The organism is Ferrimonas sp. (genome assembly GCF_048263965.1).
In the GTDB taxonomy this organism is placed as follows: Bacteria; Pseudomonadota; Gammaproteobacteria; order Enterobacterales; family Shewanellaceae; genus Ferrimonas.
The window spans coordinates 214,780-240,205 of sequence record NZ_JBLXDO010000001.1; the positions used below are offsets into that span (position 1 = coordinate 214,780).

A 25,426-nucleotide genomic window follows, 5' to 3' on the forward strand; every position below is an offset into this window, starting at 1 on the left:
AATATCAAAAAAATCGTACTTTGTGGGCTCAGGCTCAGAAAAACAAAACTGTGATCTAAAGCGTATTTTAAATTGAGTTAATAAGATAATAAACGCAAAAATAGCGGCGTATAAAATGGAAATTAAGCCGACTCTTAATTAAGAGATTATAAAAATGATAGCGAGGCTTCATTTTTTAAAATTCCCTATATGGCTAAATATAAATACATGACCTGACCCCCGGTTTGCCCTGAGGCTGTGACTTACCATTACGAGACTTCGTAACTGCCTGAGCCTTTCCATGTCTTCCGAACTGCGCTTTTTCTATGAGGTGACCCAGCGGCTGTCTGGTAGCCTTCAGCTGGAGTGCTCCCTCCAATCCTGCCTGGAGTACCTGGCGGACCACATTCCGGTGGATGGTATCTACATCAATATCTTCGTGGCGGAAAGCCAGGAGATTCAGATGTTGGCCCACGCCAATGCCGGTGGTGGGCAGCTGCTGGATCGGCGCATCGCCCTGACCCCCGAGATGTGTGAGGGGCTGACGGATCGGGAGCGCCCGCCCATCCGTATCCTGAACGCCATCGAGCAGGACAGCGTGACCCATCACGTGTTGTCTCAGCTGATCCCGGACGCCAAATCCGTGATGCTGCTGCGGATGCGCTGCGACGACTTCCACCTCGGGGTGGTGGGCCTCTACTCCAGGGAGGAGCACAGTTTTCGCCCCCGCCACGGGGATCTGCTGCAATCCCTGCATCAGCCTTTTGCCATGGTCACCGCCTTCAATCTGCAGGGGCGCAACCTGCTGGCGGAGAAGGCGCAACTGGAGGCGGAGAACCGCAGCCTGCGCCGGACCATGGACAGCCGGGATGAGGTGATTGGCGCCCACGCCGGGCTTAAGCAGGTGATGGAGCAGGTGGAAGCCATTGCGCCGCTGGACAGCACCGTGCTGATTCAGGGGGAAACCGGCAGTGGTAAAGAGGTGATCGCCAATGCCATCCACGTGCGCTCGGCCCGGGCGGGGCGTCCCTTCGTCAAGGTCAACTGTGGTGCCATCCCGGACAGCCTGATCGATTCTGAGCTCTTCGGTTATGAGAAGGGGGCCTTTACCGGCGCCGAGAAGCGCAAGCAGGGTTACTTCGAGCAGGCCAATGGTGGCACCATCTTCCTGGATGAGCTGGGGGAGTTGCCCCTGTCTGCCCAGGTTCGTCTGCTGAGGGTGCTCCAGAGCCGTACCATAGTCCGGGTTGGTGGTGTGGAGCCGGTAGAGCTGGATATCCGGGTGGTGGCCGCCACCCACAGGGATCTGCAACAGATGGTCAGGGCCGGCGGCTTCCGGGAAGATCTCTGGTACCGACTCAACGTGTTCCCCATCGCCATTCCTGCCTTGCGCCAACGTCGTGGCGACGTCCCCCTGCTGGTGCACCATCTGCTGGAGCAGTTCCGGGTGCGCTTCAAGCTGGAGCGACTCCCCAGTATCGCGCCGGAGCAGTTGTCGCGGCTGCAGAACTACGACTGGCCGGGCAATGTGCGTGAGCTGGTGAATGCGGTGGAGCGGGCGATGATTCAATCCAGGGGGGGCCCGCTGCAGTTCGACTTCCTGGCGCCGGGCAAACATGACCAGGTGCCCATCGCGTCCGGCGGCGAGACCGTGGTGATTGACCCCAGCCGCGCCGGGGATCATCTGGTGCCCCTGGACACCATGACTGCCAAGTACATTGAGCACGCCCTGCGCCTGACCGGCGGTAAGATCCACGGGCCGGGAGGCGCCGCCGAACGGCTGGAGATCCACCCCAATACCCTGCGCAGCCGGATGAAGAAGCTGGGGCTGATGTAGGGGGCGGACAAAGGAGCAAGCCGGGCAACTGCCCGGCTTTTTTGTGCCAGGAGTGTGTCGTTGGCATAAAAAAGCCACCGCGCGAAGCGGTGGCAAAAGGGTCAGGAAAATTGAACAGGGGAGAACGGGTTAGAAGTAGTAACCGAAGTTGATGTTGATACGCTGATCCCAGCCATCGCCGGCCTGAGGCAGGCCTACGTGATCATCCATCTTGGTAGAGAAGGTCATGTTCTTACCCTGGATGAAGTCGGCCATGATGTAGATCGGGCCAGATGCGATGGCCATACCGGTGACGTTCTGGAAGCTGTCATCGAAGCTGGCGTCATCGGTATCCGGCGTCAGCATGCCGAAGTCGTTGTAGAACTTGATGCTGCCGAAGCTGGTGGGGATGGTCTTGGCGATGTTGAAGGAGTAGATCTGCGCTTTGGACGCCACTTCATATTGCCAGCCAGCGCCGCCCAGGCCGATCTTGTTGTTGTCCATGCCCTCTGGATTCTCGGCATCGAACTCATACTGCATCGCCTGAAGCTGCAGGTTCCAGCCCTGGTAGCTGGCATCCATGTGCAAAGCCACGGCGTAGCGGTCGCCGTTCTTCTCGGTCTTGGTGTTGTAGATCTGGCCGTACTCCAGGGAGTAGCCGGCCTTCACAGTCAGCTCGCCGCTGCTGTGCTTGTACACCTGGCGCAGGTTCAGCTGGTTGGTTTCCTGGTTGTTGTACTCGGTACCATTGACCACGCCGTTGTAGATGTCCGGGGCGTAGGCCTTGTTGTCACCGGAGTTGTATTCGCCGTTCTTGTAGAAGCCAAACTCGGTGGTCAGGTTGCCGCTGTGGTGCACGGCTTTGGCGCCCACATCGAAGTCATCTTCGAAGCCCAGGTAGTAGGGCAGGCCAAACCACCAGCTGTTGGAGATGAAGCCGGGGTTACCGAAGGGGGTCTTGTTCACACCCAGCTGGATCTGCAGATCGTCGTTCATCTGGTAGTAGCCGTAGCCCCACTTGATGAAATGTTTGCCGGAAGCGAAGCGATATTCGCTGGACAGGCCCCACTTTCCGTGAGTGCCGTCAAATTTCAGAGTCAGAACGTCGAAATTAAAATCGCCGCCCTTGTCTTTTTGCTGGTCATCGTAAAAACGAAGGCCGTAATTAACTCGAACGGATCCGCCGATATTCATTCCATCTTCTGCCGCTGCATTCATCGCGAACATCGAGGAGAACAGAGCGGAGATCACCAAAGCTGATTTGGTCAAACGCATGGGCATCATCATATTTACCTATAGAGTGTTTTTTGTTGTGGTAAATAGAGAGCAGGGGCCGTGCCAAGAGAGAAAATACCCGCTTAGGAGGGAGATTGTTTGAATTATGAAGGGGAATGACGAAATATGGTGGCCGCCATGTCACCATATTTCGTGATTGCAACGATATTTCAACGCCACAGAGTCAGGCCATCAGCAGGTAGGCGACGAATCCCGCCCAACTGATCCCCAGCAGAATCCAGGGCAGGGGTTGTGACTTGGCGTCGCTGGACTCCGCCGGCGCAACCGCCTCCGGCTCGGCGTCGGCTTTGGCCCGGACCTGCTTCTTTTTCAGTTTGTCCCGCTCCCGGGCTTTGGCCTTCTCGCGTTTCTTGTACTCGGCGATCCCCTTCTCGATCCCCTTGGCGATGAGTCGGGTCTGCTCTTTGGTTTGCCCCGGTTTCTGGGTGGCCCGGGCGATCTTCTCCGCTTCAGCCACCACCTGGGGGGAGGGAGTGTGTTGATCTTTTTTGCTCATGGGAACTCTGTTGTGATGCAGGGGAGGGCAGTGTAACTCAGGGAGGGCAGGCTTGAAACAGGGCCCCGGCTGGGGCCCTGTTGAGGGTGGCTCAGGCTAGTGACCGTGAACCATGTCGATGCCGAAGGTCTTGCCCTCTGCGTGACAGGTGGCACAGCTTTCTACCGGCAGGTTGGGGCTGGTGTCCGGACTGCTGTCTACCGTGGCTCCCATACTCTCAAAGTGAGCCATGGCGGCTTCATCCGAGTGGGCATGGCAGCCCCGACAGCTTGCGGCGACCGGCGTGATGTACTGGTCGGCACCGATGGCGATGGCTCGCTTGCCTGAAGTCAGGCCACCATCGGCGGCAAACAGCGACTGACCGGGCGTATGGCAGGCACTGCAGTCGTTGATGGCGCTGGGGTAACCTTGCAGTTCCACGTCACCATCGAGGTAGACGCCGTGGGCTTCTTCATTGTCCCAGGCACCACTGTGGTAACGGTGTACTACGGTCACCAGATCCCGGTTGGCGTAAGTCAGCCCGGGTACGGCAGTAAAGCTGCCATCGTCGTTGATCAGGTTAACCCCAGGGTGGAAGGAGCCGGCCCAGGTGCTGTTGTGGCAATGCATGCACTGGGTGAACTCGGTGGCGCCGTGGGTACCTTTCACATGGGTCAGGTTTTCGTGGCAGGTATTGCAGTTGGCCTCGGTGACCGTGACCCGATCGGGCTGGCTGTGGCGAGCCAGGGTAGGATCGCCGCCATCCAGATTGAAGTAGGCCACAGGTGCCAGGTTGGCGTAGCCGGTGCCGTCCGCCTCACAGGGCATGGCCATCCCGGCTTCACCACAGAACTGCACTTCGGCGGTGACATAGACGGTTCCGGTCAGGGTGGCGTCGGCCAGGTCCCTGGCCACGGTCAGTACGCCTCCGGTCAGGCTGACCCGATCGTCATGGATATCCAGGGTGGTGTTGCGGGTGACCACGCCATCGCTGGCGACGTTGCCCAGCAGGATGCCTCGACCCGTGTTGGTCATGTAGGGGGTAAAGTCGAAATCGTCCGCGGCCGGGGCGCCATTGAAGCTGAGATTGGCGGAGACCGTCAGGGTGCTCAGCCCATCGTCCACGCCGTTGTCGCTGACCACTGCCGAGGTGAACTCAAAGGCCATTCCCGGTGTGGCCGCCATCATGGCTCGACGCATCGGCATATGGCTGTCCGCCACTGAGCCGGGCAGGCCCGGTCCGGCGGGTGGTGCATCGGCCCCATGACAGGTTGCGCATCCCCGATCAGTGCCAACGGCGGTGATGTGGTTAGCGGCCGCTTCACTGGTGTGGCATGCCTGGCACGCCTGACCCCAGATATTGGACTGCCAGCTGTCCATCTCGCCGTGACAGTGCTGACACTGGAACAGTTCGCCTGGGAAGCCGACCTCTTCGAACCCTTCTCGGAAGCTGGAATGGATGCCATGAATCATCGGCGCGAAGTCGGCACTGCCGAGGGCTGGAGTGTGGCAGGCAACGCACTGTTCCACCTTCTGGTAATTGCCGTGACGTGACACATAGGCGAATCGATCGTCCCCTTCCGGATACCCCTCCAGGGCGCCGTGACACTGGATGCAGGCGGCGTTGGCGACGCTGTCCTTGACCGAAATGGCGTCTTCCCCGGTGGCGGGAATGAAATCCTTGGGTTGGGACATCACTTTGTCCTCCACCCCTTCACCGTTGCTGTCCACCAGGTCATAGGCGCGGATCACCACTCGGTGCAGGGCGTTGGCGTCGCCATCGGCCAGGACCACGGGGGCGTTGCCGTCGTGGCTCCAGCTGCCGGTGTAGCGACCTGGATTGTCCGGATCTTCCACCAGGGTACAGGCATTGACCTCGTTACCCCTGGAGGTTGCGGTGCCCGTTGGTGTGCAGAACATGGAGCTGCCGAACTCGTTGGCCTGGGTATGGCTGATCCACTGCACCGGCGCGCCGCTGTCGCTGCTGTTGGCGGCCTGATTCATCACATAGAGAGCTATGCGGGACAGGCCCACCAGGGGCACGGATTCACCACGCTCGTTCTTGCCGGAGGCGGAGAAGGCCAGGGCAAAGGGGTCGGCCCCGGTGACTGTGATGCTCTCCAGGGTCAGGGTGACATCGGAAGCCAGCTCGGCGCCTCGGGTGAAGCCGTCACTGGGCAGCCCAGGATCCCCGGGAGGACCGGGAGGACCTTCTGGTCCTGGGGCGCCGTCTGCGCCATCGTCGCCATCACAGGCGCCCAGCATCAAGGAAGAACCCACCAGCAGGGCGAGTCCCAAGCGATTCCAACTGCTCATCATTACTCTCCTTTTTGTCCTTATAGGGAGGTGCTCCTAAAAGGTAGTTGAGCTTGGTTCGCCTCGACAGGAAAAAACCATAAAAAAGTTCAGGAGAATAATGCCTTACTGTTTTAGTCGGGTACTTGGTTTGCAGATGTGGCCGACCTTTTGTCTCAGGGACAAAAAAACGGGGGCCCGAAGGCACCCCGGCTAAGGATGAAATGATGAAACAGACAGGACAGTCATCTATAAGACCCACTATCCCGCCAGGGTATTTCATCCAAATTGTCTTTTTTCTGTTGGGCGCCTCAAAGGGGCAAGATATGCTAAGTCCAATCCGTACCCGACTGTGGAAGCCCCATGAAGTTTTATCGCCGCCTCTGTCCCATCGAAGCGATCAGCTTTGATCTGGATGACACCCTGTATAACAACAAGCCCGTTCTGCTGGCGGCGGAATCCCGGCTGATGACGTGGCTGGGGCACCACTTTCATTCGAAAGCCGCAGATACCGCCTGGTGGCGTGAACAGAAGCGGCTGATGCTGGCGGGAGAGCCTGGGTTGAGGCACGACACCACCAAGCTGCGTCATCGCACCCTGGAGACGGGACTCAGGGCGCTGGGGGCAAAGCAGTGTGAAGCCCAGGAACTGGCGGACGGGGCCATGGCCAACTTTCTGGAGTGGCGCTCTCAGATCGTCTTGGCGCCGGAGGTTAAGCGCGTCCTGGCGGTTCTGGCCCAGCGGCGGCCTCTGGTGGCCATCACCAATGGCAACGCAAGCCTGGCCCGCTTCTGGCCCGAGGCACCGTTTCAGTTCAGCGTCCATGCCGGCCCTGATGGCCGTATGAAACCAGACAAAGACCTGTTTCTTTCCACCCTGGAACGCCTGGATATCGCGCCTGTCGCTCTGCTGCATATCGGCGATCACCCCAGGGCGGATATTCAGGGGGCCAACCGGGTCGGCTGCCAGAGTGGCTGGTTGACCCCGCCCTATGGACAGGCGCCCCGGCCCATGGGGCAAAGCCTGCCGACCTTCAGCTTCAGCCAACTGGAGCAACTGTTACAATTGCCCCTCTGAGTACTGGTTAAATATTCAGTATTTTTGGTATAGTGCCTTTTTTGTCCCCGGAGCCCCACCATGACTGCAGCACACTCTCACCCCCTTCTCGACTCGCTCAATGATAAGCAGCGGGCGGCGGTGGAGTCGGCGCCGGGCTCGGTTCTGGTGCTGGCCGGTGCCGGAAGTGGTAAAACTCGGGTACTGACCCACCGCATCGCCTGGTTGCTCAATGACCAGGGCGAGAGTCCCTTTGCCATCCTGGCGGTGACCTTCACCAATAAGGCGTCGGCGGAGATGCGTGGTCGGATTGAGTCTCTGGTCGGTGGCCCCATGAACCGCATGTGGATCGGCACCTTCCACGGCCTGGCCCACAGGCTGCTCAGGGCCCATCATCAGGAAGCCGGGCTGCCGGAAGGGTTCCAGATTCTGGACGCTGATGACCAGTACCGGATGATCCGCCGCATTCTCAAAAGCCTGGATCTGGATGAGAAGCGTTGGCCACCCCGTCAGGCGATGGGGTACATCAACGCCAAAAAGGATGAGGGGCTGCGTCCCAAGCACATCGATGCCAGCCATCACCCCATGGAGCAGACCCTGCTGCGGATCTACACCACCTATCAGGACGCCTGCGATCGGGCCGGGCTGGTGGATTTTGCCGAGTTGCTGCTGCGTGCCCATGAGTTGTGGCTGAACCATCCCCATATCCTGGCTCACTACCAGGGGCGCTTCCGCCATCTGCTGGTGGACGAGTTCCAGGACACCAACGCCATTCAGTACGCCTGGATCCGTCTGCTGGCGGGCAACACCACCAATGTGATGATCGTCGGCGACGACGACCAGTCCATCTACGGCTGGCGTGGCGCCAAGGTGGAGAACCTGTCCAAGTTTCTGGATGACTTCCCCGGATCCCAGGTGATCCGCCTGGAGCAGAACTATCGCTCCACCGCCAACATCCTGGCGGCCTCCAACACCCTGATCGCCAACAACGCCGAGCGCATGGGTAAGGAGTTGTGGACCGAAGGGCGGGACGGCGATCTGATCTCGGTGTTCCAGGCGTTTAACGAGCTGGAGGAGGCGCGCTTTATCGTCAGCCGCATCCGTCAGCACCTGGAGCAGGGCGGGGCCCTTTCCGACTGTGCCGTGCTCTATCGCTCCAACGCCCAGTCCCGGGTATTGGAGGAGGCATTGCTCCATCAGCAGGTGGCCTATCGAATCTATGGCGGACTGCGCTTCTTCGAGCGTCAGGAGATCAAAGATGCCCTGGCCTATATGCGCCTGGTGGCCAACCGGGGGGACGATGCGGCTTTCGAACGGGTGGTTAACACCCCGGCCCGGGGCATTGGCGATCGCACCCTGGACATACTGCGCACCACCGCCCGTCAGCATGGGCTCTCCCTGTGGCGTGCCTGTCAGCAACTGCTCAATGAGAAAGCTCTCTCCGGACGGGCGGCCAATGCGGTTCGCGGTTTCATGTCCCTGGTGGAGGAGCTGGAGGATGAAACCGAGGATCTCAGCCTGAAGCTGGCCACCGACCATGTGATTCAGCACTCCGGGCTGAAGAGCATGTATGAGCAGGAGAAGGGGGAGAAGGGCCAGGCCCGGGTGGAGAACTTGCAGGAACTGGTGACCGCTGCCGGCACCTTCGAGAAGCCGGAGGAAGCGGATGAGATGAGCGATCTCAACGCCTTCCTGGCCCATGCCGCCCTGGAGGCGGGGGAGAATCAGGCCAGCGACAGTGAAGATGCGGTGCAGATGATGACGCTGCACTCCGCCAAGGGCCTGGAGTTTCCCCTGGTGTTCATCTGCGGCGTCGAGGAGGGGATGTTCCCCAGCCAGAAAGCGGTGGAGGAGGGTGATCGTCTGGAGGAGGAGCGTCGCCTCTGCTATGTGGGCATGACCCGGGCGATGCAGAAGCTCTACCTTACCTATGCGGAAAGCCGCCGCATCTATGGCCGGGAGACCTTTGCCAAGGCGTCTCGCTTCCTCAGTGAGATCCCCGAACAGTACTTGGAGCAGATCCGTCCTCAGACCCAGGTGACTCAGACCAAGGCGGTCAACCGCTTCAGCCGTACCCAGGAGAGCTTCGACAATACCGGGCTGAAACTGGGGCAGCGGGTCAAGCACCCTAAGTTTGGCGATGGGGTGATCATCAACTATGAGGGGACCGGTCCTCAGAGTCGGGTGCAGGTGGCATTCGACGGCCAGGGGATCAAGTGGCTGGTGGTGGCCTACGCCCGATTGCAACCCGCATAATGCCTCGTTGGCAGCGGCGCTGACACCGAACAACGTCAAAGTGGCTGGTTGCGCCGCCAATCCCCACAAAGAGACTGTAAAACTGCGCCCCCAGGGCCCATACCCCCTACACTTAGAGTGAGGTTCTTTCTTGGTGAGGAGGATGGGATATGGGCATTGCGATCAGCGTCAGTGAATATCTGAATCAACAAGGCATCCCCTTTAAGGTGGTGTCACACCCCTACACAGAGTCAGCCCTGCAATCGGCCATCAGTGCCGGCATCCCCAAACAGCAGGTCGCCAAGGCTGTGATGTTGGAAGATCATGAGGGGCGCCATTTGATGGCGGTGCTTCCCGCCGATCGCCGCATCCGCCTCAAGCGCCTGGGAGAGATCATGGAGCGGGAGTTCAGCCTGATGGAGGAGGTGGAAGCGGCACGAAGCTTCCCCGACTGCCAGTTTGGTGCCCTGCCTGCCCTGGGTCAGGCCTATAATCTGCCGGTGGTGGTGGATGACGCCCTGTCGGACCAGGACAGAGTTTACTTCGAGGCCGGGGATCATCAGTTGCTGGTGCAGCTGGACAAGCAAGGTTTTGACAAGGTAATGCGCAAAGACCGCCACGGACGCTTCAGCGTGCAACCGACACTGGATTATGGCCAGCGGCGTTGGCTGTAGCCTGGTCGGCGTGTGTCAGGGTCAGCCCCTCTGAGTTGAGATGAGTTCAGAGGGGGGCGGGGATCACGCCCAAGTTGTTGCAGTTGTGATCCAGATCAGTACCCCACCTTGAGAAGCGTGTATTTTGCGGTTACACGTTTCTCAAGGAAGAAGTTAAAGTGCTGTTACTGAAACGAATTTCTATCAGCAAGAAGCTGTGGCTTCTGGTCATTCTCTCCATCATTGCCACCCTGTGGCTGCTCATCTTTTCCGCCAACCTCCTTAAAAGCCGCATCAACGATGCCACGGATCAGGCCCTCAAGGGGCACCTGGATCAGGCGCACTCCCTGGTGACCTTCTATCAGGGGCAGGCGGCACAACTGGGGGAGGCACAAGCCAAGTCTCAGGCATTGGCTGCCCTGACCCAGCTCAGGTTTGAGGGCAAGCACTACTTCTGGGTGCTGGGGACCGATGGCGAGCTGCTGGCTCACCCACACAGAACCGATGCCTTAGGCCAGGACATCACCCGGGAGACCGATGTCAATGGCTCCCCCTTCTGGCGGGAGATGGTCAACCTGGGTCAAGGCCCGGGACAGGGCTTCCTCACCTACCACCTTAAGGGCGCTGACGGCCAGCCGGTGGAGAAGACCGCTTACGTTGTCCGCGATGCCCAGTGGAACTGGATCATTGGCGCCGGCATCGAGCACGCCAGTGGTCAGGCCCTGTTCTGGGATCTGGTGATCAGGCTGATCTGGGTGTCGTTGATCGCCACCGCCGTCACCCAACTGGTGAGCCATTTCGTCCGACGGGATATCGCCACTGCCATCCACGAATTGGAGGTGGCCTGTGATGCCATGGCCGACGGCGACCTGGGCGACAAGGACAGTCACCTGCATGACCGCAAGGATGAACTGGGTCATCTGGCTCAGGCCCTGGGCAAGATGCGTCAGTCCCTGGTGACCGTGCTCTCACAAGTAAAGCGCACCGCCACCGAGGCCCAGGAGCAGGCTCTGGCGCTGGCGGATTCCGCCCAGGCCAGCCGTCATTCCATCACCGAGCAGCAATCTCAGTTGCAGCAGGTCGCCACCGCGGTCAATGAGATGAGTCACACCATCGGTGATGTGGCCAACAACGCCGAGCAGACCGCCACCACCACCCATGCCGCCAGCAACAGCAGTGAGCAGGGGCAGCAGCGGATGCATCAGGCCGAGGAGCGGATCAATGAGTTGGCGGCCAGTGTGGGTGCCAGTGCCGATCGCATCCGCGAACTGCATCAGGGGGTTCAGGCGATCAGCGAAATCACCGATGTGATCAACGGCATCTCCGAGCAGACCAACCTGTTGGCCCTCAATGCCGCCATCGAGGCGGCCCGGGCTGGAGAGCAGGGCCGCGGCTTCGCCGTGGTGGCCGACGAGGTGCGGGGTCTGGCGGCGCGAACCCGTGAGTCCACTTCCCAGGTGCAGAGCACCATCGAAACCTTGCAGAGGGGCGCCATGGTGTCCGTGGAAGCCATGGGCAGCTGCACCACCCTGGCCAGCGACAGCGCTGCCGAGAGTAAGGCGATGGCCCTGGAGCTGGAACAGGTGGTGAGCCGCATCCGCGATGCCAACGACCGTGCCGGCCAGATCGCCACCGCCTCCGAGCAGCAGAGTGCCGTGGCGGAGGAGATCAACCAGAATCTGATCCGGGCCAATGAGTCGGGCAGTGAGGTGGAGCTTCAGGCTCAACAGGTTGCCGGGCAGAGTCAGGCTCTGCTGGACCATGCGGCATCCCTGCAGAATCAACTGCAGAGATTCAACTTCAGTGGGTAGCAACCCACTGTAAAATCTGATCTGGATCACGCATAATGGCCCCAGTTGAACTCTTAAGAGACCGTGCGCGGATGATGCTAGCTGTTATGCGTGATCGCCTGGGCCCCTACATGAGGCTGGCCCGGCTGGATCGCCCTATAGGAACCTTCCTGCTGCTTTGGCCTACCCTGTCCGCCATCTGGCTGGCGGCCCACGATGGGGCACCGGAAACCCGGGTCCTGCTGGTGTTTTTCATCGGTGTCTGGCTGACCCGGGCCAATGGTTGCATCATCAACGATTACGCCGACCGGGATCTGGACAGTCATGTTGAGCGTACCAAGGGGCGTCCCCTGGCCAGTGGTGAACTGCAGGCCTGGGAGGCGCTGGCACTGTTTGTGGTGCTGGGGCTTATTTGCTTCTCTCTGGTGCTGACCCTCAACACCCTTACCATCATGATGAGTTTTGTGGGGATCGCCCTGACGGTGATCTACCCCTTCACCAAGCGCTTCTTCCCTGGGCCTCAGATGGTGCTGGGGGTGGTATGGAGCTGGTCCATCCCCATGGCCTTTGCCGCCCAGACCAACGCCGTGCCCGCGGAAGCCTGGATCATGTTTCTGGCCCACTGGTGCTGGACCGTGGCCTACGACACCATGTATGGCATGGTGGATAAGGAGGATGACCTTAAGGTGGGGATTCGCTCCACCGCCATCTGGTTTGGCAACCGGGACAAGGGCATCATTGCCCTGCTGCAGTTGGCCTGCCTGGGCCTGCTGGTCAGCCTGGGTGTTCGTCTGGGACTGGCTTGGCCCTACTTTGCCGGCATGGCCGCCATGGCGTCCCTCTTCCTCTACCAGCACTGGTTGATCCGCCACCGGGACCGGGCCCAGTGTTTCAAGGCGTTTCTCAACAACAACTGGGCGGGCCTGGCGCTGTTTACCGGCGTGGTGGCCAGTTACGCCATTAGCTGACACTGAGTTCCGAACAGATAAAAAAAACACCGCCATCTGGCGGTGTTTTTTTGGTTCTGGCTGTGGCCTATTTCATAAAGGCGTAGGCATCGCCATAGAGGTGGGCCTCATCGACCCCGTGCTCCCGGAACGCCTCACGGGCGGCCCCGGCCATCTCGAAACGGCCGGCAATGTAGATGTCGTACTCGCCCAGCCCGACAAAGTCACTGCAGATGGCGTCGATCACCGTGCCCTGACGTGCGCCCTCTTCGGCTTGGTCAAACACCGGCACGAAGGTGAGGTGGGGCAGTTGCTGTGCCCAGGCATTGGCTTTCTCCGCCAGGTACATCGCTTCCCTGTCACGGCATCCCCAGTAGAGGAAGGTGGTGGTGGTGTCGCCATTGGCGATCAGGGTGTCCATGATGGCGTTGATGTAGGAGAAACCGGTACCGCCGGCCACCAGCAGCCGGGGGCGATCGCTCTGCTGGCGCAGGTAAGCGTCGCCAAAGGGCAGCTCCACGTCGATGCAGTCGCTCTGCTGCAGACGATCGATCACCTGCATGGCGTAGCTTTCCGCCACCGAGGCGCCAATGTGCAGCTCCAACTGATTGCCGTCCACCGGGCTGGAGGCGATGGAGAAGGGACGCTTGTCCTCTTCGCCCATGACCACGGTCAGGTACTGACCGGCCTTGAACTGGACAGGGTGTTCGGGGGTGAGAATGACCTTGAAAACGGTGTCGCACAGGGGCGTCACCGAGGCGATGTTACAGCTTATCCTTTGCATTGAGTTCTCATTCTTATTCCGGTTTGCGGCGCATTGTAGCGCGAACGCCAACCCCGGGGCCAGTAATGCCCCAGGGCGGCAGTAGGATATTTTCGATGAGGCTAATCGATACCGAGATCCGCCCAGCGCTCATCCACCCGGCGCTTGACCTCATCATCCATGACGATGGGTTCGCCCCATTCGCGGTCGGTCTCTCCCGGCCACTTGTTGGTGGCGTCGATGCCCATCTTGGAGCCCAGGCCTGCCACTGGTGAGGCAAAATCCAGGTAGTCGATAGGGGTGTTGTCCACCATCAGGGTATCCCGGGTGGGGTCGACTCGGGTGGTCAGGGCCCAGATGACGTCGTTCCAGTCCCGGGCATTGACGTCGTCGTCGCAGATGATGATGAACTTGGTGTACATGAACTGGCGCAGGAAGCTCCAGGCCCCCATCATCACCCGCTTGGCGTGGCCTGGATACTGCTTCTTGATGGTGATCACCGCCATCCGGTAGCTGCACCCTTCCGGAGGCAGGTAGAAATCCTCGATCTCCGGGTACTGCTTCTTGAGGATGGGGACAAACACCTCGTTCAGCGCCACACCCAGCATGGCGGGCTCATCCGGCGGACGGCCTGTGTAGGTGCTGTGGTAGATGGCGTCTTTGCGCATGGTGATGTGGGTGACGGTGAACACCGGGAAGCGCTCCACCTCGTTGTAGTAACCTGTGTGATCACCATAGGGGCCTTCATCCGCCTCTTCACCCGGCTCCAGGTAGCCTTCGAGGATGATCTCGCTGTGGGCGGGCACATCCAGGTCGTTGCTGATGGATTTGATCACCTCGGTGCGCTCGCCGCGGAGCAGGCCGGCAAAGGCGTACTCACTCATGGCGTCGGGCACCGGGGTCACCGCCCCCAGGATGGTCACAGGGTCCGAACCCAGGGCCACGGACACCGGATAGCGTTCACCCGGGTGTTTCTCCTGGAAATCCTTGTAGTCCAGGGCGCCGCCGCGGTGGGCCAGCCAGCGCATGATCAGCTTGTTCCTGCCCAGCAGTTGCTGGCGATAGATCCCCAGGTTCTGACGCTTCTGGTTGGGGCCCTTGGTGATGGTCAGGCCCCAGGTGACCAGGGGAGCCACGTCGCCGGGCCAGCAGTGCTGGATCGGTAACTGGGTCAGATCCACGTCGTCGCCGCTGATCACCACCTGTTGGCAGGGGGCCTTGGAGACCCGCTTGGGCGGCATGTTCAGTGCCTGTTTGAACATCGGCACCTTGGAGATGGCGTCCTTGAAGCCGGAGGGCACCTCGGGCTCCTTGAGGAACGCCAGCAGCTCGCCGACTTCCCGCAGGGCGCTGCTGTCTTCCCGGCCCAGAGCCATGGCCACCCGCTTGGGGGTGCCAAACAGGTTGGCCAGCACCGGCATCTGTTTATCTTTGACGTTTTCAAACAGCAGGGCAGGGCCACCACTGCGCAGCACCCGGTCGCTGATCTCGGTCATCTCCAGGTGGGGATCCACCTGTTCTGTCACCCGCTTGAGCTCCCCCTCCTGTTCGAGGTGGTTGATGAAATCTCGTATATCCCTGAATTTCATGCGATAGTCTCTACATTACTGACTGCAATCATTCCCGAAAGTGGTCATGACATCATTGCACGACAGTATACTGGTCCCGGGGCCGGCTGTCGCCGCCTACAACCCATTGAGATAAGGAAGAGAGATGGACTTAGGTCTTCTAATCGAACTGCTGGGACCCAGCATCATCTTTGTGGTTTTTGCCCTGGTAGGGGTGTTTACCGCGGTTAAGATTGTGCCTCAGGGGTATGAGTGGAACGTAGAGCGTTTCGGTCGTTACACCACCTCCCTGAAGCCTGGGCTGCATGTGATTGTGCCCTTCGTCGACCAGATCGGTGACAAGGTCAACATGATGGAGCGGGTGCTGGATATCCCCAGTCAGGTGGTGATCAGTAAAGACAACGCCAACGTCACTGTGGATGGGGTGACCTTCATCCAGGTGGTGGATGCGGCCCGGGCCTCCTATGAGGTGAACCATCTGGAGAATGCCATCCAGAACCTGGCGATGACCAACCTGAGGACCGTTCTCGGTTCCATGGAGCTGGATGAGATGCTCTCCCGACGAGACGAGATCAACGATCGTCTGCTGGCGGTGGTGGATGCGGCTACCCAGCCCTGGGGCGTGAAGGTGACCCGAATCGAGATTAAGGACATTGCACCGCCGCGGGAACTGATCGAAGCAATGAATGCCCAGTTGAAGGCGGATCGTTCCAAGCGGGCGGAGATCCTGGAAGCGGAAGGGGTGAAGCAGTCTGCCATCCTTAAGGCGGACGGTGAGAAACAGGCGGCGGTATTGCGGGCCGAGGGTGAGCGTCAGGCGGCCTTCCTGGAAGCGGAAGCCCGGGAGCGTCAGGCGGAGGCGGAAGCCAACGCCACCACCACGGTGTCCAACGCCATTGCCCAGGGCGATCTGAATGCCATCAACTACTTTATCGCCCAGAAGTACACCGAGGCCCTGTCCAACATAGGTACCGCCGACTCCAGCAAGCTGGTGCTGCTTCCCATGGAGGGGAGCAACCTGGCAGGCTCCGTTGCCGGCATTACTGAACTGATTGAAACCGTGAGGAAGCAGTCGTGATTGATCTCTTCCTCTCCATGAACGCCACCTACTGGCTGATCCTGGGGTTGGTGCTGTTGACCATGGAGCTGCTCGGTTCCGGTGGTTACCTGCTGTGGATCGGTGGAGCGGCCATGGCCACCAGTGTGGTGGCACGCCTCAGTGACATCCGCGCAGAGAACCAGTGGGTGCTGTTTGCCACTCTGTCGGTGCTCTTTACCCTGGCCTGGTACCTGTATCAGCGCCGCCGTGACAAGCTGGGCCGGGAGCGAAGCGGCCTGAATCAGCGGGCTAAAGCACTGGTGGGCAGCCAATGTGTGGTGATGGCTCAGGTAACTGCCCAGGAGGGGCGGGTAAAGCTGGGTGACAGCAGTTGGCTGGCCTGCACCGAGGATGGTGATACTCTGGAGCCCGGTGCCCGGGTACAGGTAGTGCGAGTAGAGGGAACCAAGCTGGTGGTCTCTGCCGTCGACTGAACGGGGTACACCGCAAGGTCATAATTGTCCAGGGGAGCGTCAATCGCTCCCCTTTTTATTGGCCGGCACATCGATGGGGAGCATTGACTCTAATTTTTTCCTCGCGTCGTCATTGGCCTGGTTCTCCTAGGGTTTGGCCTGGTATTTCTCAAGGATTCGGTCTGGTACTTCTCAAGGGTTCGGTCTGGTCGAGTCGTCGGCAGTTGCCGACAAAGGAGGGCCGTTTTAGAGGTGGAGATAATTCTCCAGCTGCTTGGTGTGGCGGATATTATATTAGATTTGTTTAAAGTTGGCCGCCGAGTAAAACGACACACTGACTCAATTATTATTTCAAAGTTTTAATTTTTGGAAGGCTCCAATGTGATATTCAGAATTTCATCAAATTTGGAGTTGGTTATTTTTTAACGGTTTTTTATTTGATTGTTAATTTGGCTTTGCACTATTCGTCTTTTAACTTGGCTTGGTAGCACAGCGCCCAAAAAAAGGGCCACCCTTAAGGGTGGCCAAAAAAGATGAGAGTCTCGAAAGACAGAGCCTTCCTGGCTCATCTGGGGGTCCATCGGGGCCCCAGCCCCGGTGTTACTACTGGTGGCAGTTGTCGCAGCTTGCGCTGGCAGCCGTATCCTCATGGACCTGGTGGCAGTCAGCGCACTCCAGGTTTCCCTGGTGGGCCTGGTGAGTCTCTCCTTCGAGCTCCTCCAGGGTGCCATGGCACTGGGTACAGGCCTCGTTCTCATGGGCCAGGTCGCTGCTGGGGACGCCGTCGGCGTGGCAACTTTCGCAGCCTGACATGTCGCTGTGCATATCCGCCAGGGGTTGGGCCGCCAGGGGCCAGGCCAGGCAGGCAGCCAACAGCACGAGTCTAGGTTTCATCATCATTTCCCTTACAGGTTGTTGTGTCAGGCCACAGTCATCTGGCCTGCGTAGAGTACGAAATGGCGCAGGGCAAACACCCCGACCAGGGTCAGCAGGCAACTGGTGACCACCATGGCGTTGCTCTGTTTGATCCGCTCTGGAAGCCAGCGATTGAGGGCGGCGGGTACCAGCATGCCGCCAACCACCACCAGTCCCCAGAAGATGGCAGACCAGAAGCCCCCGCCCAGGGCGACCTTGGCGGCGACCAGGCTCTGGCCTCCGGCAAAGGCCAGCCCTACAAAGAAGGCGAACAGCAGGAAGGCTTCGGTAATCACCACCGGGGTTTCCAGGTGATGCACATAGTGGATGTCTTCGTCGGTCGGCTTGTGCTTGAACAGTGCCAGGCTCATCAGGATGGACGCACCGATACCGGAGGAGACCCCGGATACCAGGAACAGGATGGGCAATATCGGATTGTTCAGCATGGGGTAGCCCTTGAGGGCGGACAGCAGGAATCCGGTGTAGGCGCCGAGGATGATCGCCAACAGCGCCAGGCTGTTCTCTATGGGGCGAGCATGTCGGCAGAGCCAGTTCACCAACTTAACGAAGCTTGGGAGTGCCACATCCAGTTTCTGCAGCGGGCCTGCAAAGGCGATCAGCAGCCATACCAGCAGCACGCCGATGTAGAGGGAGGCGGCAATCACCCCGAGACTCATCACCGACGTGGGGTTGTAGAACACCATGATCTTCCAGAATTCCAGCGGCTTGGTCAGGTCGAGTACCAGCAGCATCAGGCCCACCATGATCGCCAGAGGACCAACGGCGGCGGCGCCCTGAACAATGCCGCTGTGGTGTGCGGGCAGGCCTTTGTTTTCCAGCTTGCGCTTGGTGAGAATGCCCACCAGGGTGGCACCGGCAGAGACCCCCGCCAGGAACAGGTAGATGGCGATGGGCCAGTGCCACACCAGGGTGTCAAAGTGCAGTACGCTGTCTAAGTTGCTCATCATAGGACTCCCGGCTTCTGACTGGGGATGCGGAACAGTTTGGGGTTGGTGCCCAGGTCCAACTTGTCGCGCACGGTTCGGGCATTACGCAGTACCGACACCAGCTCGCTGTTGCGATCGTTGAGGTCACCGAAGATCAGTGCGCCGGTGGGGCAGGCTTCCACGCAGGCGGGCAGCTTGCCCTGAGCCAGGTTGGTCTTGCGGCAGAAGTCGCATTTGTCGGCGGCCTTGGTCACCGGGTTGATAAAGCGAACCCGGTAAGGGCAGGCGGCCAGGCAGTATTGGCACCCTACGCACTTGAAGGGATCCACGTCCACTATGCCGGTGGCTTCGTCCCGGAAAGCGGCGCCGGTTGGGCAGACGCTGATGCAGGGGGCATCCTGGCAGTGCTGGCAGCTTTCACGGGTGAAGGCGTAGTAGGGCTGATCTTCCTCGTGGTAGGGGCCATCAATATTCAGCTTGAGGCGGCTGACGCCCTCGGGGACCTGATTGACCTCACGGCAGGCCTGTTCACAGGCGCGGCAACCGATGCACTTGGTTTCATCGTGAATCAGTGCCAGGTTCTTCCCCTGGACAGAGGTTTCTCCGGCTTCGCTGATGCCCACTGCCGCTGCGGCAGCGCACAGGGCAGAACAGCCCAGAAAGTCTCGTCTGGTCAGGCTCATAGTGACTCCTTAGCCTTGCGGGCGCCGTGGCAGTCCACACACAGCTGGGTGCGCTGGGTTTCGCCGATGCCCCGAATGGGATCCTGGCCTGGATGCAGCTGGTGGCAGGCCGCACAGCTCAGCACCTTCTGATGCACATCATGGGTCCAGTCACCGGCCCTCAGCTTGCCCGGCTTGTGACAGCGGGCGCATCGCTGATTCTGTACCGCAACATCGGTGACGCTGTCCGGTCCAAAGGTGATCACTGGGGTTTTGTTCTTGGGATGCTGTCCCTTGTCGCCATGGCAGCTGGTGCAGGCCAGCCCCTTGCTGCCGATGGAGGCGTGGACTCCCTCCATGGTGCCGTTGCGCTTATGGCAGCGCAGGCATTGAGCGGATGGGTCCTTTGCAGCCTGGGCCAGGGGCTGCACCCCAAGCATCAGGGCGCAGCTGACCAGGATCGAAATCAGGCATCGATCTCTCATAATTTCCTCCGGGGAGAGCGGGAGCCCTTGCGGGCGCCCAGGGTGTTCAGTGTTGGTGATTGATGTGGCGGGGTGCAGTGCTTTTCACCTCCCGCTTCCGTCCTTGGGTCAGATATTCATACATGCCGACAACAATCGCAGAGGCGATATAGGGCAGGGCAACGAACAGAACGAAGAACAGGAACAGATAAGGTATAACGACAGTTAAGAAAGTACCGAAGCTCATAATATCCTCCTGGATTTAAAAAGGGCGTTTCCCTTTCTTGGTTATTATTATCTCCATTTAAATAATAGAAATTACTTGATTGCGATCAATTTAAATCGTGCAAATAAATAAAACCGACTCGTTTTTTGATCTGGGAAATATTTCCATTTATGGGAAAAGTATTCTGCGAAAATCGGATAATTACATAGTTGTCTTTCGGTTTACTGGCTTTCTATATGTGAATAAATGCAATAGGCCATTATGATAATCGTAATTCTACGTAAAACCGGCTTTTTATAGGTTTTCCAGGGAGTCAAATGCACTAAATGAAAGAGCCGGTTTCAGAAAACGGATAACAGGATTATAAAACTGTCAATTTAAAAGTTTAATTATGTGGCGCACTGTAGCTAATTAATGCTATTTTAAATTCAAGCTTTTTTGCGAGGGTCTAACAATGTCTGAAGAATATGGAATGGATAAGCTTTGTGAGTTAACCCTGTTTAATATTCTGGTATTTGTCCGACTCTATGGCACGTTGAACTCCCAGGCGGTGGCCAAGCACCTGCAGGTGCCGCCCTCCAAAGTCAGTCGTGCCCTGGCCTCCCTTCGCCAGAGCTTGGGTGATCCACTCTTCATTCGCCGTCAGTACGGTTTCGAAGCCACGCCCGTGGCGACCCGCATCTTTCCCGAGATGGAACAGTTGCTGAAGCATGCCAAAGCCTTGTCCAGACAGTTGCACCCTGTAGAGCAGGAGAAGCTCAAGGTGGTGCTCAGCGTGCCGGCTCCCCTGCGCGCCGGGTTAACCCAGCACCTGAATTACAGCTGTCATGAACATCAGGCCAGCATCGATCTGGTGACCCGCACCTGGGGCGCCGGTGTTCTTGAGGACATGGAGCGAAACCAGGTGGACATCGGCGTATTCTGCTCCGCCCACGGTTACCCCAAAATGGGCAGTGAACTGGTGGCGGAGAATCAGGCCAGTTACCTGGTGGGCTGTGCCGGGCACGACATCTGGCAGGAAGCGCCGCTGACCCTGGAGGCGCTGATGAGCTACCCTCAGGTGGTGACCGAGATGACCGAGGTGAACACGGAAGAAGGCTTGCTTCAGCGTACCGCCAGGGCCATGGGGCAGGAGTTGCTGGTGGAGGCTCGGGTAAACAGCCTGGCGGAGCTGGTGGAGATGGTGGCGGACTCAGAGAACCTGTCTGTGGTGTGTGGCAGTCAGGCGGTGGGTTTCCTGCGCTCCGTGTACGGCATTCGGGTGCAACGATTGCCGGAAGAGCTGCGCCGGGTGGTGGTAAAGCATAATTTCGGCGAGCAGATGCCTGGGTTCCACATGCTGCAGCGTCCGGGCCATCAGGCACCTGCCTGGCTGGTGGAATCGGTACGAGAGTTCGTTCGGGATGCCGCTCAGTCGAGGGACTGACCCGGGATCAAAAAAGGCCGCATCAGCGGCCTTTTTTCATGGGGGTCAGTTTAACCCTTGGAGCGCTTCATGGCGGTGAAGAACTCATCGTTGGTCTTGGTCATGGCCAGACGGTCGATAAGGAACTCCATCGCTTCCACCTCCTGCATGGGGTGGAGGATCTTGCGCAGAATCCACATCTTCTGCAGCTCATCCTGACTGGTCAGCAGCTCTTCACGGCGGGTACCGGAGCGGTTGAAGTCGATGGCTGGGAAGACGCGCTTCTCGGCGATCTTACGAGACAGGTGCAGTTCCATGTTACCTGTGCCCTTGAACTCCTCGTAGATCACTTCGTCCATCTTGGAGCCGGTGTCGATCAGGGCGGTGGCGATGATGGTCAGGCTGCCACCCTCTTCCACGTTACGGGCCGCGCCAAAGAATCGCTTGGGACGGTGCAGGGCGTTGGCGTCCACACCACCGGTCAGTACTTTACCGGAGGAGGGGATAACGGTGTTGTAGGCGCGGGCCAGACGGGTGATGGAGTCCAGCAGGATCACCACGTCCTTCTTGTGTTCCACCAGGCGCTTGGCCTTCTCGATCACCATTTCGGCCACCTGAACGTGACGGGAGGCCGGCTCGTCGAAGGTGGAGGCCACAACCTCACCCTTCACCAGGCGCTGCATCTCGGTCACCTCTTCGGGACGCTCATCGATCAGCAGTACGATCAGCTCACAGTCCGGATGGTTGTAGGCAATGGACTGGGCGATGTTCTGCAGCAGCAGAGTCTTACCGGCCTTGGGCGGGGCCACAATCAGACCACGCTGGCCCTTACCAATGGGGCTGGCCAGATCCAGAACCCGGGCAGTGATGTCTTCGGTAGAGCCGTTGCCTCGCTCCATGCGCAGACGATCGTTGGCATGCAGTGGGGTCAGGTTCTCGAACAGAATCTTGTTGCGGGAGTTTTCCGGACGGTCGTAGTTGACCTGGTTGACCTTAAGCAGAGCGAAGTAACGCTCGCCCTCTTTCGGGGGCCGAATCTTACCGGCAATGGTGTCACCGGTACGCAGGTTGAAGCGGCGAATCTGGCTGGGGGAGACATAGATGTCGTCCGGACCAGCCAGGAAGGAGGCGTCGGCGCTGCGCAAGAAACCAAAACCATCCTGGAGGATCTCCAGAACGCCACCGCCGAAGATGTCTTCGCCGCTCTTGGCGTGGGCTTTGAGTACGGCGAACAGGATGTCTTGCTTCCTGGCGCGAGCCATGTTTTCCAGGCCCATAGACTCAGCCAAGGCAACGAGCTCGGAAATGGGTTTCTGCTTAAGTTCAGATAAATTCATGGGAGGGTCTTTGTGGTTGTTTGCGTGTGGCTGATGCCCACGCTTTCATTACAAATTATTTGAAATTTTAAGGGAGTGCCCGAGGGCTGGAGCCGAATCAGGCAGGCAAGTGTTGGCTAATAAACTAGCACTAAAGGAAAAAGGCGTCCAGTGTCCCTAAGGGATTTTACGGCTTTGTGAGAGGGGGAGGGCAAACCCAGGCCGAAGCCTGGGCTGGATCCCATTACAGATGAGAGTCGATGAACTCTTTCAACTGGGTCTTGGAAGCCGCACCAACCTTGGTGCCGGCCAGCTCGCCGTTCTTGAACAGCAGCAGGGTGGGGATGCCGCGGATGCCGAATTTCGCCGGGGTGGCGTTGTTCTGGTCCACGTTAACCTTACCGATGACGATCTGGTCGCCATACTCTTCCGCCAGTTCATCCAGGACTGGGGCGATCATCTTGCAGGGACCACACCACTCAGCCCAAAAGTCTACCAGTACAGGCTTGCTGGACTGCAGTACGTCAGCGTCAAAGCTGTCATCGGTCAGCTGTACAATCTTATCGCTCATTGTTTACTCCGTTTAGTGATAGCTCGGTTCGGAGCCATGGTTGCGATCTTGGGCTCCTTGCCTTGGCTTTCAAGCCTCCGGTGGCTAAAAAAGTGCGTAAATCTTCACCGGGGCACTGTTTGTGTCGGTTTCTGCTGGGATTTCCTCCCTGCCACAGAAGATGTGCGTGCCTGTGCCGCTTTCGCAGACAGGCTCTGTTTCTGGGCATTTCCTCTTCAGACCGGACCTCGGAGGATCGAGTTTCGGACAGGGCAACAGAATCGGTAATATTTGACTGGATCACGTTTTCTAATGCAAGCGCATCCGGTATGCTTTCCAACCATGAGCAAAACACACTTGACTGACACCCGTTTCACCGACCTGCCACTCGCCAAAGAGGTGGCTGACGCTCTGGTGGAGACCGGGTTTACCCACTGTACGCCGATTCAGGCCCTCTCCCTTCCTATCGTGCTGGGCGGCAAGGACATTGCCGGTCAAGCTCAAACCGGAACCGGAAAGACTCTGGCCTTTTTGACGGCGGCCTTCCATGAACTGATGACTCGCCCTGCGCCCGAACAGCACGACGGCAAGAGTCCACGCGCCATCGTGATGGCTCCAACCCGGGAACTGGCCATCCAGATCCACAAGGATGCGGAGCCCCTGGCCAAGAGTACCGGCCTCAAGATGGGCCTGGTCTACGGCGGCGAAGGCTACGACGCCCAGCGCAACCAGCTGCAGGCGGGCACCGATATCCTTATCGGCACCACCGGCCGGTTGATCGACTACCTCAAGCAGGGCGTCTACAACCTCAACGCCATTCAGGTGATGGTGCTGGATGAGGCGGACCGGATGTTCGATCTCGGCTTTATCCGTGATATCCGCTACATCTTCCGCCGCATGCCGCCTGCTGCAGAGCGTCGTAATATGCTGTTCTCCGCCACCCTCTCCTTCAAGGTGAAGGAGCTGGCCTATGAGCACATGAACGATCCTGTGCACGTCGAGGTGGAGCCTGAGCAGAAGACCGCCAAGCGCATCAAGGAGGAGCTGTTTTACCCCTCCAACAGGGAAAAGATGCCGCTGCTGCTGACCCTCATCGAGGAGGAGTGGCCCGATAAGGCGATCGTGTTTGCCAACACCAAGCACCGCTGTGAAGACATTCACGGCTGGATGGAGGCCGATGGTCACCGTGTTGGCCTGCTGACCGGCGACGTGCCCCAGAAGAAGCGCCTGCGCATCCTAGAGCAGTTCAAGGGCGGCCAGCTGGATTTCCTGGTGGCTACCGATGTGGCGGCCCGTGGCCTGCACATCTCCGACGTGACGCACGTCTTCAACTACGACCTGCCCGATGACTGCGAAGACTATGTGCACCGCATCGGTCGTACAGGTCGTGCCGGTGCCGAAGGTTCCTCCATCAGCTTCGCCTGTGAAGAGTACGCCCTCAACCTGCCGGACATCGAGGCCTACATCGGCCACTCCGTTCCGGTGACCGGCTATGATCCTGACGCTCTGCTGAGCGATCTCAAGCGCCCTCAGCGGATTCAGCGCCATCGCCGCACCAACACCGGCGGCAAGCGCCCCGGCGGACGTGACCGCTCCTCCGGTCAGCGTCGACATGACAAGCGTTAGTACCAGCAACGGCGGCCTTTTGGCCGCCGTTACTCTAGGGTCCAACAGTTTCAACCTGCTCCTGGCCGAGCCCGTGCCGGGTTCTCTCCCCCGTATTGTCGCCAAGCATAAGCGCAAGGTTCGTCTGGCCGAAGGGATGGATGAGCGCGGCCTCTCTGCCGAGGCACAGGCTCGTGGTCTGGATTGCCTTGCCTGGTTCGGCGAGATCCTGGCTCAGGCTCAGCCTGCCCAGGTGGCCGTCCTGGCCACCGCCGCCTTGCGCTGCGCCGCCAACGGTGCCGCGTTCTGCGACCAGGCCAAGCCCCTGCTGGGCCATGCCATCCAGGTGATCTCCGGCGAAGAGGAAGCGGAACTCATCTATGCCGGCATGCGTGCCTCTACCCCGATTCAGGGGGAAGCCCTGGTGATCGACATCGGCGGTGCCAGCACCGAGCTGGTGGTGGGGAATGAAGCGCAGATCCACTACAAGCACTCCTTTGACCTGGGCTGCGTCCTCTACACCCAGGGGTATTTCTCCGGCGAGATCAACGAAGCCGCCTTCGAAGCGGCCAATGCTGCGGTGCAGGCCAGGTTGGCGGAACAGCTGTCCCGGCTGCAGGCGCAGCGTTGGCAACACTGTCTGGGTGTTTCCGGTACGGTTCGGGCCCTGTTTGAGCTGGCCGAAGCCCAGGGGCGCACCATGGACGCCCTGACACTGGGGTATCTGCGTCAGGTGCGTCAGAGCCTGTGTCAGGACAGCGAGGCGTTGCTGGCGCAGTTGGATGAGGAGCGGCGTATTCCCTTTGCTGCCGGTGTGGCCATCTTACTGGCTCTGTTCGAGCTTCTGGAAATTGATGCCTTGAGCCTGGCGGGCGGCGCCCTTCGTGAAGGGGTGTTGCACCAACTGCAGAGTGCCCTGGCTTTTTATTAACTTTTACTTATATGCAATGC

General features: G+C 59.2%; 23 protein-coding genes. 11 read left to right on the forward strand and 12 right to left on the reverse strand.

The genetic code is table 11. The features are described 5' to 3' along the window. Nucleotides 1-280: 280 nt before the first annotated feature. Nucleotides 281-1,816 (forward strand): sigma-54 interaction domain-containing protein, encoded by a 1,536-nt coding sequence (locus tag ACN0RV_RS01010; RefSeq protein WP_417344770.1) that lies wholly within the window; start codon nt 281-283, stop codon nt 1,814-1,816. A 129-nt stretch (nt 1,817-1,945) separates the two neighbouring features. Here ACN0RV_RS01010 and ACN0RV_RS01015 read toward each other — a convergent pair whose 3' ends face one another. The 3 genes from ACN0RV_RS01015 to ACN0RV_RS01025 form a co-directional block, all read right to left on the reverse strand. Beyond that, a complete protein-coding gene (locus ACN0RV_RS01015; protein WP_417344772.1) occupies nt 1,946-3,079 on the reverse strand; it encodes a hypothetical protein in 1,134 nt (377 codons plus the stop codon). A 175-nt stretch (nt 3,080-3,254) separates the two neighbouring features. Beyond that, nucleotides 3,255-3,587 carry a DUF2956 domain-containing protein gene (locus tag ACN0RV_RS01020; protein ID WP_417344773.1) on the reverse strand — a complete coding sequence of 111 codons (333 nt, stop codon included), beginning with the start codon at nt 3,585-3,587 and terminating at the stop codon, nt 3,255-3,257. A 96-nt stretch (nt 3,588-3,683) separates the two neighbouring features. Next, complete coding sequence (locus ACN0RV_RS01025; RefSeq protein ID WP_417344775.1) at nt 3,684-5,882, reverse strand: OmcA/MtrC family decaheme c-type cytochrome; 2,199 nt, start codon at nt 5,880-5,882, stop codon at nt 3,684-3,686. 342 nt (nt 5,883-6,224) lie between these two features. On the opposite strand from ACN0RV_RS01025, the gene ACN0RV_RS01030 reads away from it, so the two are divergent. From ACN0RV_RS01030 to ubiA, 5 genes are all read left to right on the forward strand, one after another. Further along, on the forward strand, nt 6,225-6,938 hold the full coding sequence (locus ACN0RV_RS01030; protein WP_417344777.1) for an HAD-IA family hydrolase: 714 nt from the start codon (nt 6,225-6,227) through the stop codon (nt 6,936-6,938). Nucleotides 6,939-6,998: 60 nt separating this feature from the next. Further along, nucleotides 6,999-9,173: a DNA helicase II gene (gene uvrD / locus ACN0RV_RS01035; RefSeq protein ID WP_417344779.1), complete on the forward strand. Its 2,175-nt coding sequence runs from the start codon at nt 6,999-7,001 to the stop codon at nt 9,171-9,173. Between the two features lie 149 nt (nt 9,174-9,322). Further along, the gene (locus tag ACN0RV_RS01040) at nt 9,323-9,826 is read left to right on the forward strand and encodes an aminoacyl-tRNA deacylase (RefSeq protein WP_417344781.1); all 504 of its coding nucleotides are present in this window, start codon (nt 9,323-9,325) and stop codon (nt 9,824-9,826) included. Nucleotides 9,827-9,984: 158 nt separating this feature from the next. Next, complete coding sequence (locus ACN0RV_RS01045; protein WP_417344783.1) at nt 9,985-11,616, forward strand: methyl-accepting chemotaxis protein; 1,632 nt, start codon at nt 9,985-9,987, stop codon at nt 11,614-11,616. Between the two features lie 74 nt (nt 11,617-11,690). After that, entirely contained in the window at nt 11,691-12,563 is an 873-nt protein-coding gene (gene ubiA, locus ACN0RV_RS01050; RefSeq protein WP_417345378.1) for a 4-hydroxybenzoate octaprenyltransferase, read from the forward strand. 67 nt (nt 12,564-12,630) lie between these two features. On the opposite strand, the gene fre is transcribed toward ubiA, so the two are convergent. Further along, entirely contained in the window at nt 12,631-13,326 is a 696-nt protein-coding gene (fre, locus tag ACN0RV_RS01055; RefSeq protein ID WP_417344784.1) for an NAD(P)H-flavin reductase, read from the reverse strand. Nucleotides 13,327-13,427: 101 nt separating this feature from the next. Then, nucleotides 13,428-14,894, reverse strand: a complete 1,467-nt coding sequence (ubiD, locus tag ACN0RV_RS01060) for a 4-hydroxy-3-polyprenylbenzoate decarboxylase (protein ID WP_417344786.1) — start codon at nt 14,892-14,894, stop codon at nt 13,428-13,430. Nucleotides 14,895-15,018: 124 nt separating this feature from the next. On the opposite strand from ubiD, the gene ACN0RV_RS01065 reads away from it, so the two are divergent. Next, nucleotides 15,019-15,951, forward strand: coding sequence for an SPFH domain-containing protein (locus ACN0RV_RS01065; RefSeq protein WP_417344788.1), 933 nt, complete (start codon nt 15,019-15,021; stop codon nt 15,949-15,951). Beyond that, on the forward strand, nt 15,948-16,406 hold the full coding sequence (locus tag ACN0RV_RS01070; RefSeq protein WP_417344789.1) for an NfeD family protein: 459 nt from the start codon (nt 15,948-15,950) through the stop codon (nt 16,404-16,406). Before ACN0RV_RS01065 ends, ACN0RV_RS01070 begins: the two co-directional genes overlap by 4 nt. Nucleotides 16,407-16,988: 582 nt before the next feature. Here ACN0RV_RS01070 and ACN0RV_RS01075 read toward each other — a convergent pair. The 5 genes from ACN0RV_RS01075 to ACN0RV_RS01095 are packed head-to-tail and all read right to left on the reverse strand — an operon-like array spanning nt 16,989 to nt 19,620. Then, complete coding sequence (locus ACN0RV_RS01075; RefSeq protein WP_417344791.1) at nt 16,989-17,279, reverse strand: cytochrome c3 family protein; 291 nt, start codon at nt 17,277-17,279, stop codon at nt 16,989-16,991. A gap of 26 nt (nt 17,280-17,305) precedes the next feature. Continuing rightward, complete coding sequence (nrfD, locus tag ACN0RV_RS01080; RefSeq protein ID WP_417344793.1) at nt 17,306-18,265, reverse strand: cytochrome c nitrite reductase subunit NrfD; 960 nt, start codon at nt 18,263-18,265, stop codon at nt 17,306-17,308. Continuing rightward, nucleotides 18,265-18,930 carry a 4Fe-4S dicluster domain-containing protein gene (locus tag ACN0RV_RS01085; protein WP_417344795.1) on the reverse strand — a complete coding sequence of 222 codons (666 nt, stop codon included), beginning with the start codon at nt 18,928-18,930 and terminating at the stop codon, nt 18,265-18,267. Before ACN0RV_RS01085 ends, nrfD begins: the two co-directional genes overlap by 1 nt. Next, on the reverse strand, nt 18,927-19,394 hold the full coding sequence (locus ACN0RV_RS01090) for a nitrite reductase (protein WP_417344797.1): 468 nt from the start codon (nt 19,392-19,394) through the stop codon (nt 18,927-18,929). The genes ACN0RV_RS01085 and ACN0RV_RS01090 overlap by 4 nt, the downstream gene beginning before the upstream one ends. 46 nt (nt 19,395-19,440) lie before the next feature. Next, entirely contained in the window at nt 19,441-19,620 is a 180-nt protein-coding gene (locus ACN0RV_RS01095; protein ID WP_286340709.1) for a hypothetical protein, read from the reverse strand. A gap of 451 nt (nt 19,621-20,071) precedes the next feature. Here ACN0RV_RS01095 and ACN0RV_RS01100 point away from each other — a divergent pair, with 451 nt between their 5' ends. Further along, nucleotides 20,072-21,025, forward strand: coding sequence for a LysR family transcriptional regulator (locus tag ACN0RV_RS01100; RefSeq protein WP_417344799.1), 954 nt, complete (start codon nt 20,072-20,074; stop codon nt 21,023-21,025). Nucleotides 21,026-21,075: 50 nt separating this feature from the next. On the opposite strand, the gene rho is transcribed toward ACN0RV_RS01100, so the two are convergent. Both rho and trxA read right to left on the reverse strand, forming a co-directional pair. After that, nucleotides 21,076-22,341, reverse strand: a complete 1,266-nt coding sequence (gene rho / locus ACN0RV_RS01105) for a transcription termination factor Rho (protein WP_286340707.1) — start codon at nt 22,339-22,341, stop codon at nt 21,076-21,078. A gap of 223 nt (nt 22,342-22,564) precedes the next feature. Then, the gene (gene trxA / locus ACN0RV_RS01110; RefSeq protein ID WP_417344801.1) at nt 22,565-22,891 is read right to left on the reverse strand and encodes a thioredoxin TrxA; all 327 of its coding nucleotides are present in this window, start codon (nt 22,889-22,891) and stop codon (nt 22,565-22,567) included. A 321-nt stretch (nt 22,892-23,212) separates the two neighbouring features. Here trxA and rhlB point away from each other — a divergent pair, with 321 nt between their 5' ends. Both rhlB and ACN0RV_RS01120 read left to right on the forward strand, forming a co-directional pair. Beyond that, nucleotides 23,213-24,496 carry an ATP-dependent RNA helicase RhlB gene (gene rhlB, locus ACN0RV_RS01115; RefSeq protein WP_417344802.1) on the forward strand — a complete coding sequence of 428 codons (1,284 nt, stop codon included), beginning with the start codon at nt 23,213-23,215 and terminating at the stop codon, nt 24,494-24,496. Continuing rightward, entirely contained in the window at nt 24,483-25,406 is a 924-nt protein-coding gene (locus tag ACN0RV_RS01120; RefSeq protein ID WP_417344803.1) for an exopolyphosphatase, read from the forward strand. Before rhlB ends, ACN0RV_RS01120 begins: the two co-directional genes overlap by 14 nt. Nucleotides 25,407-25,426 lie beyond the last annotated feature (20 nt).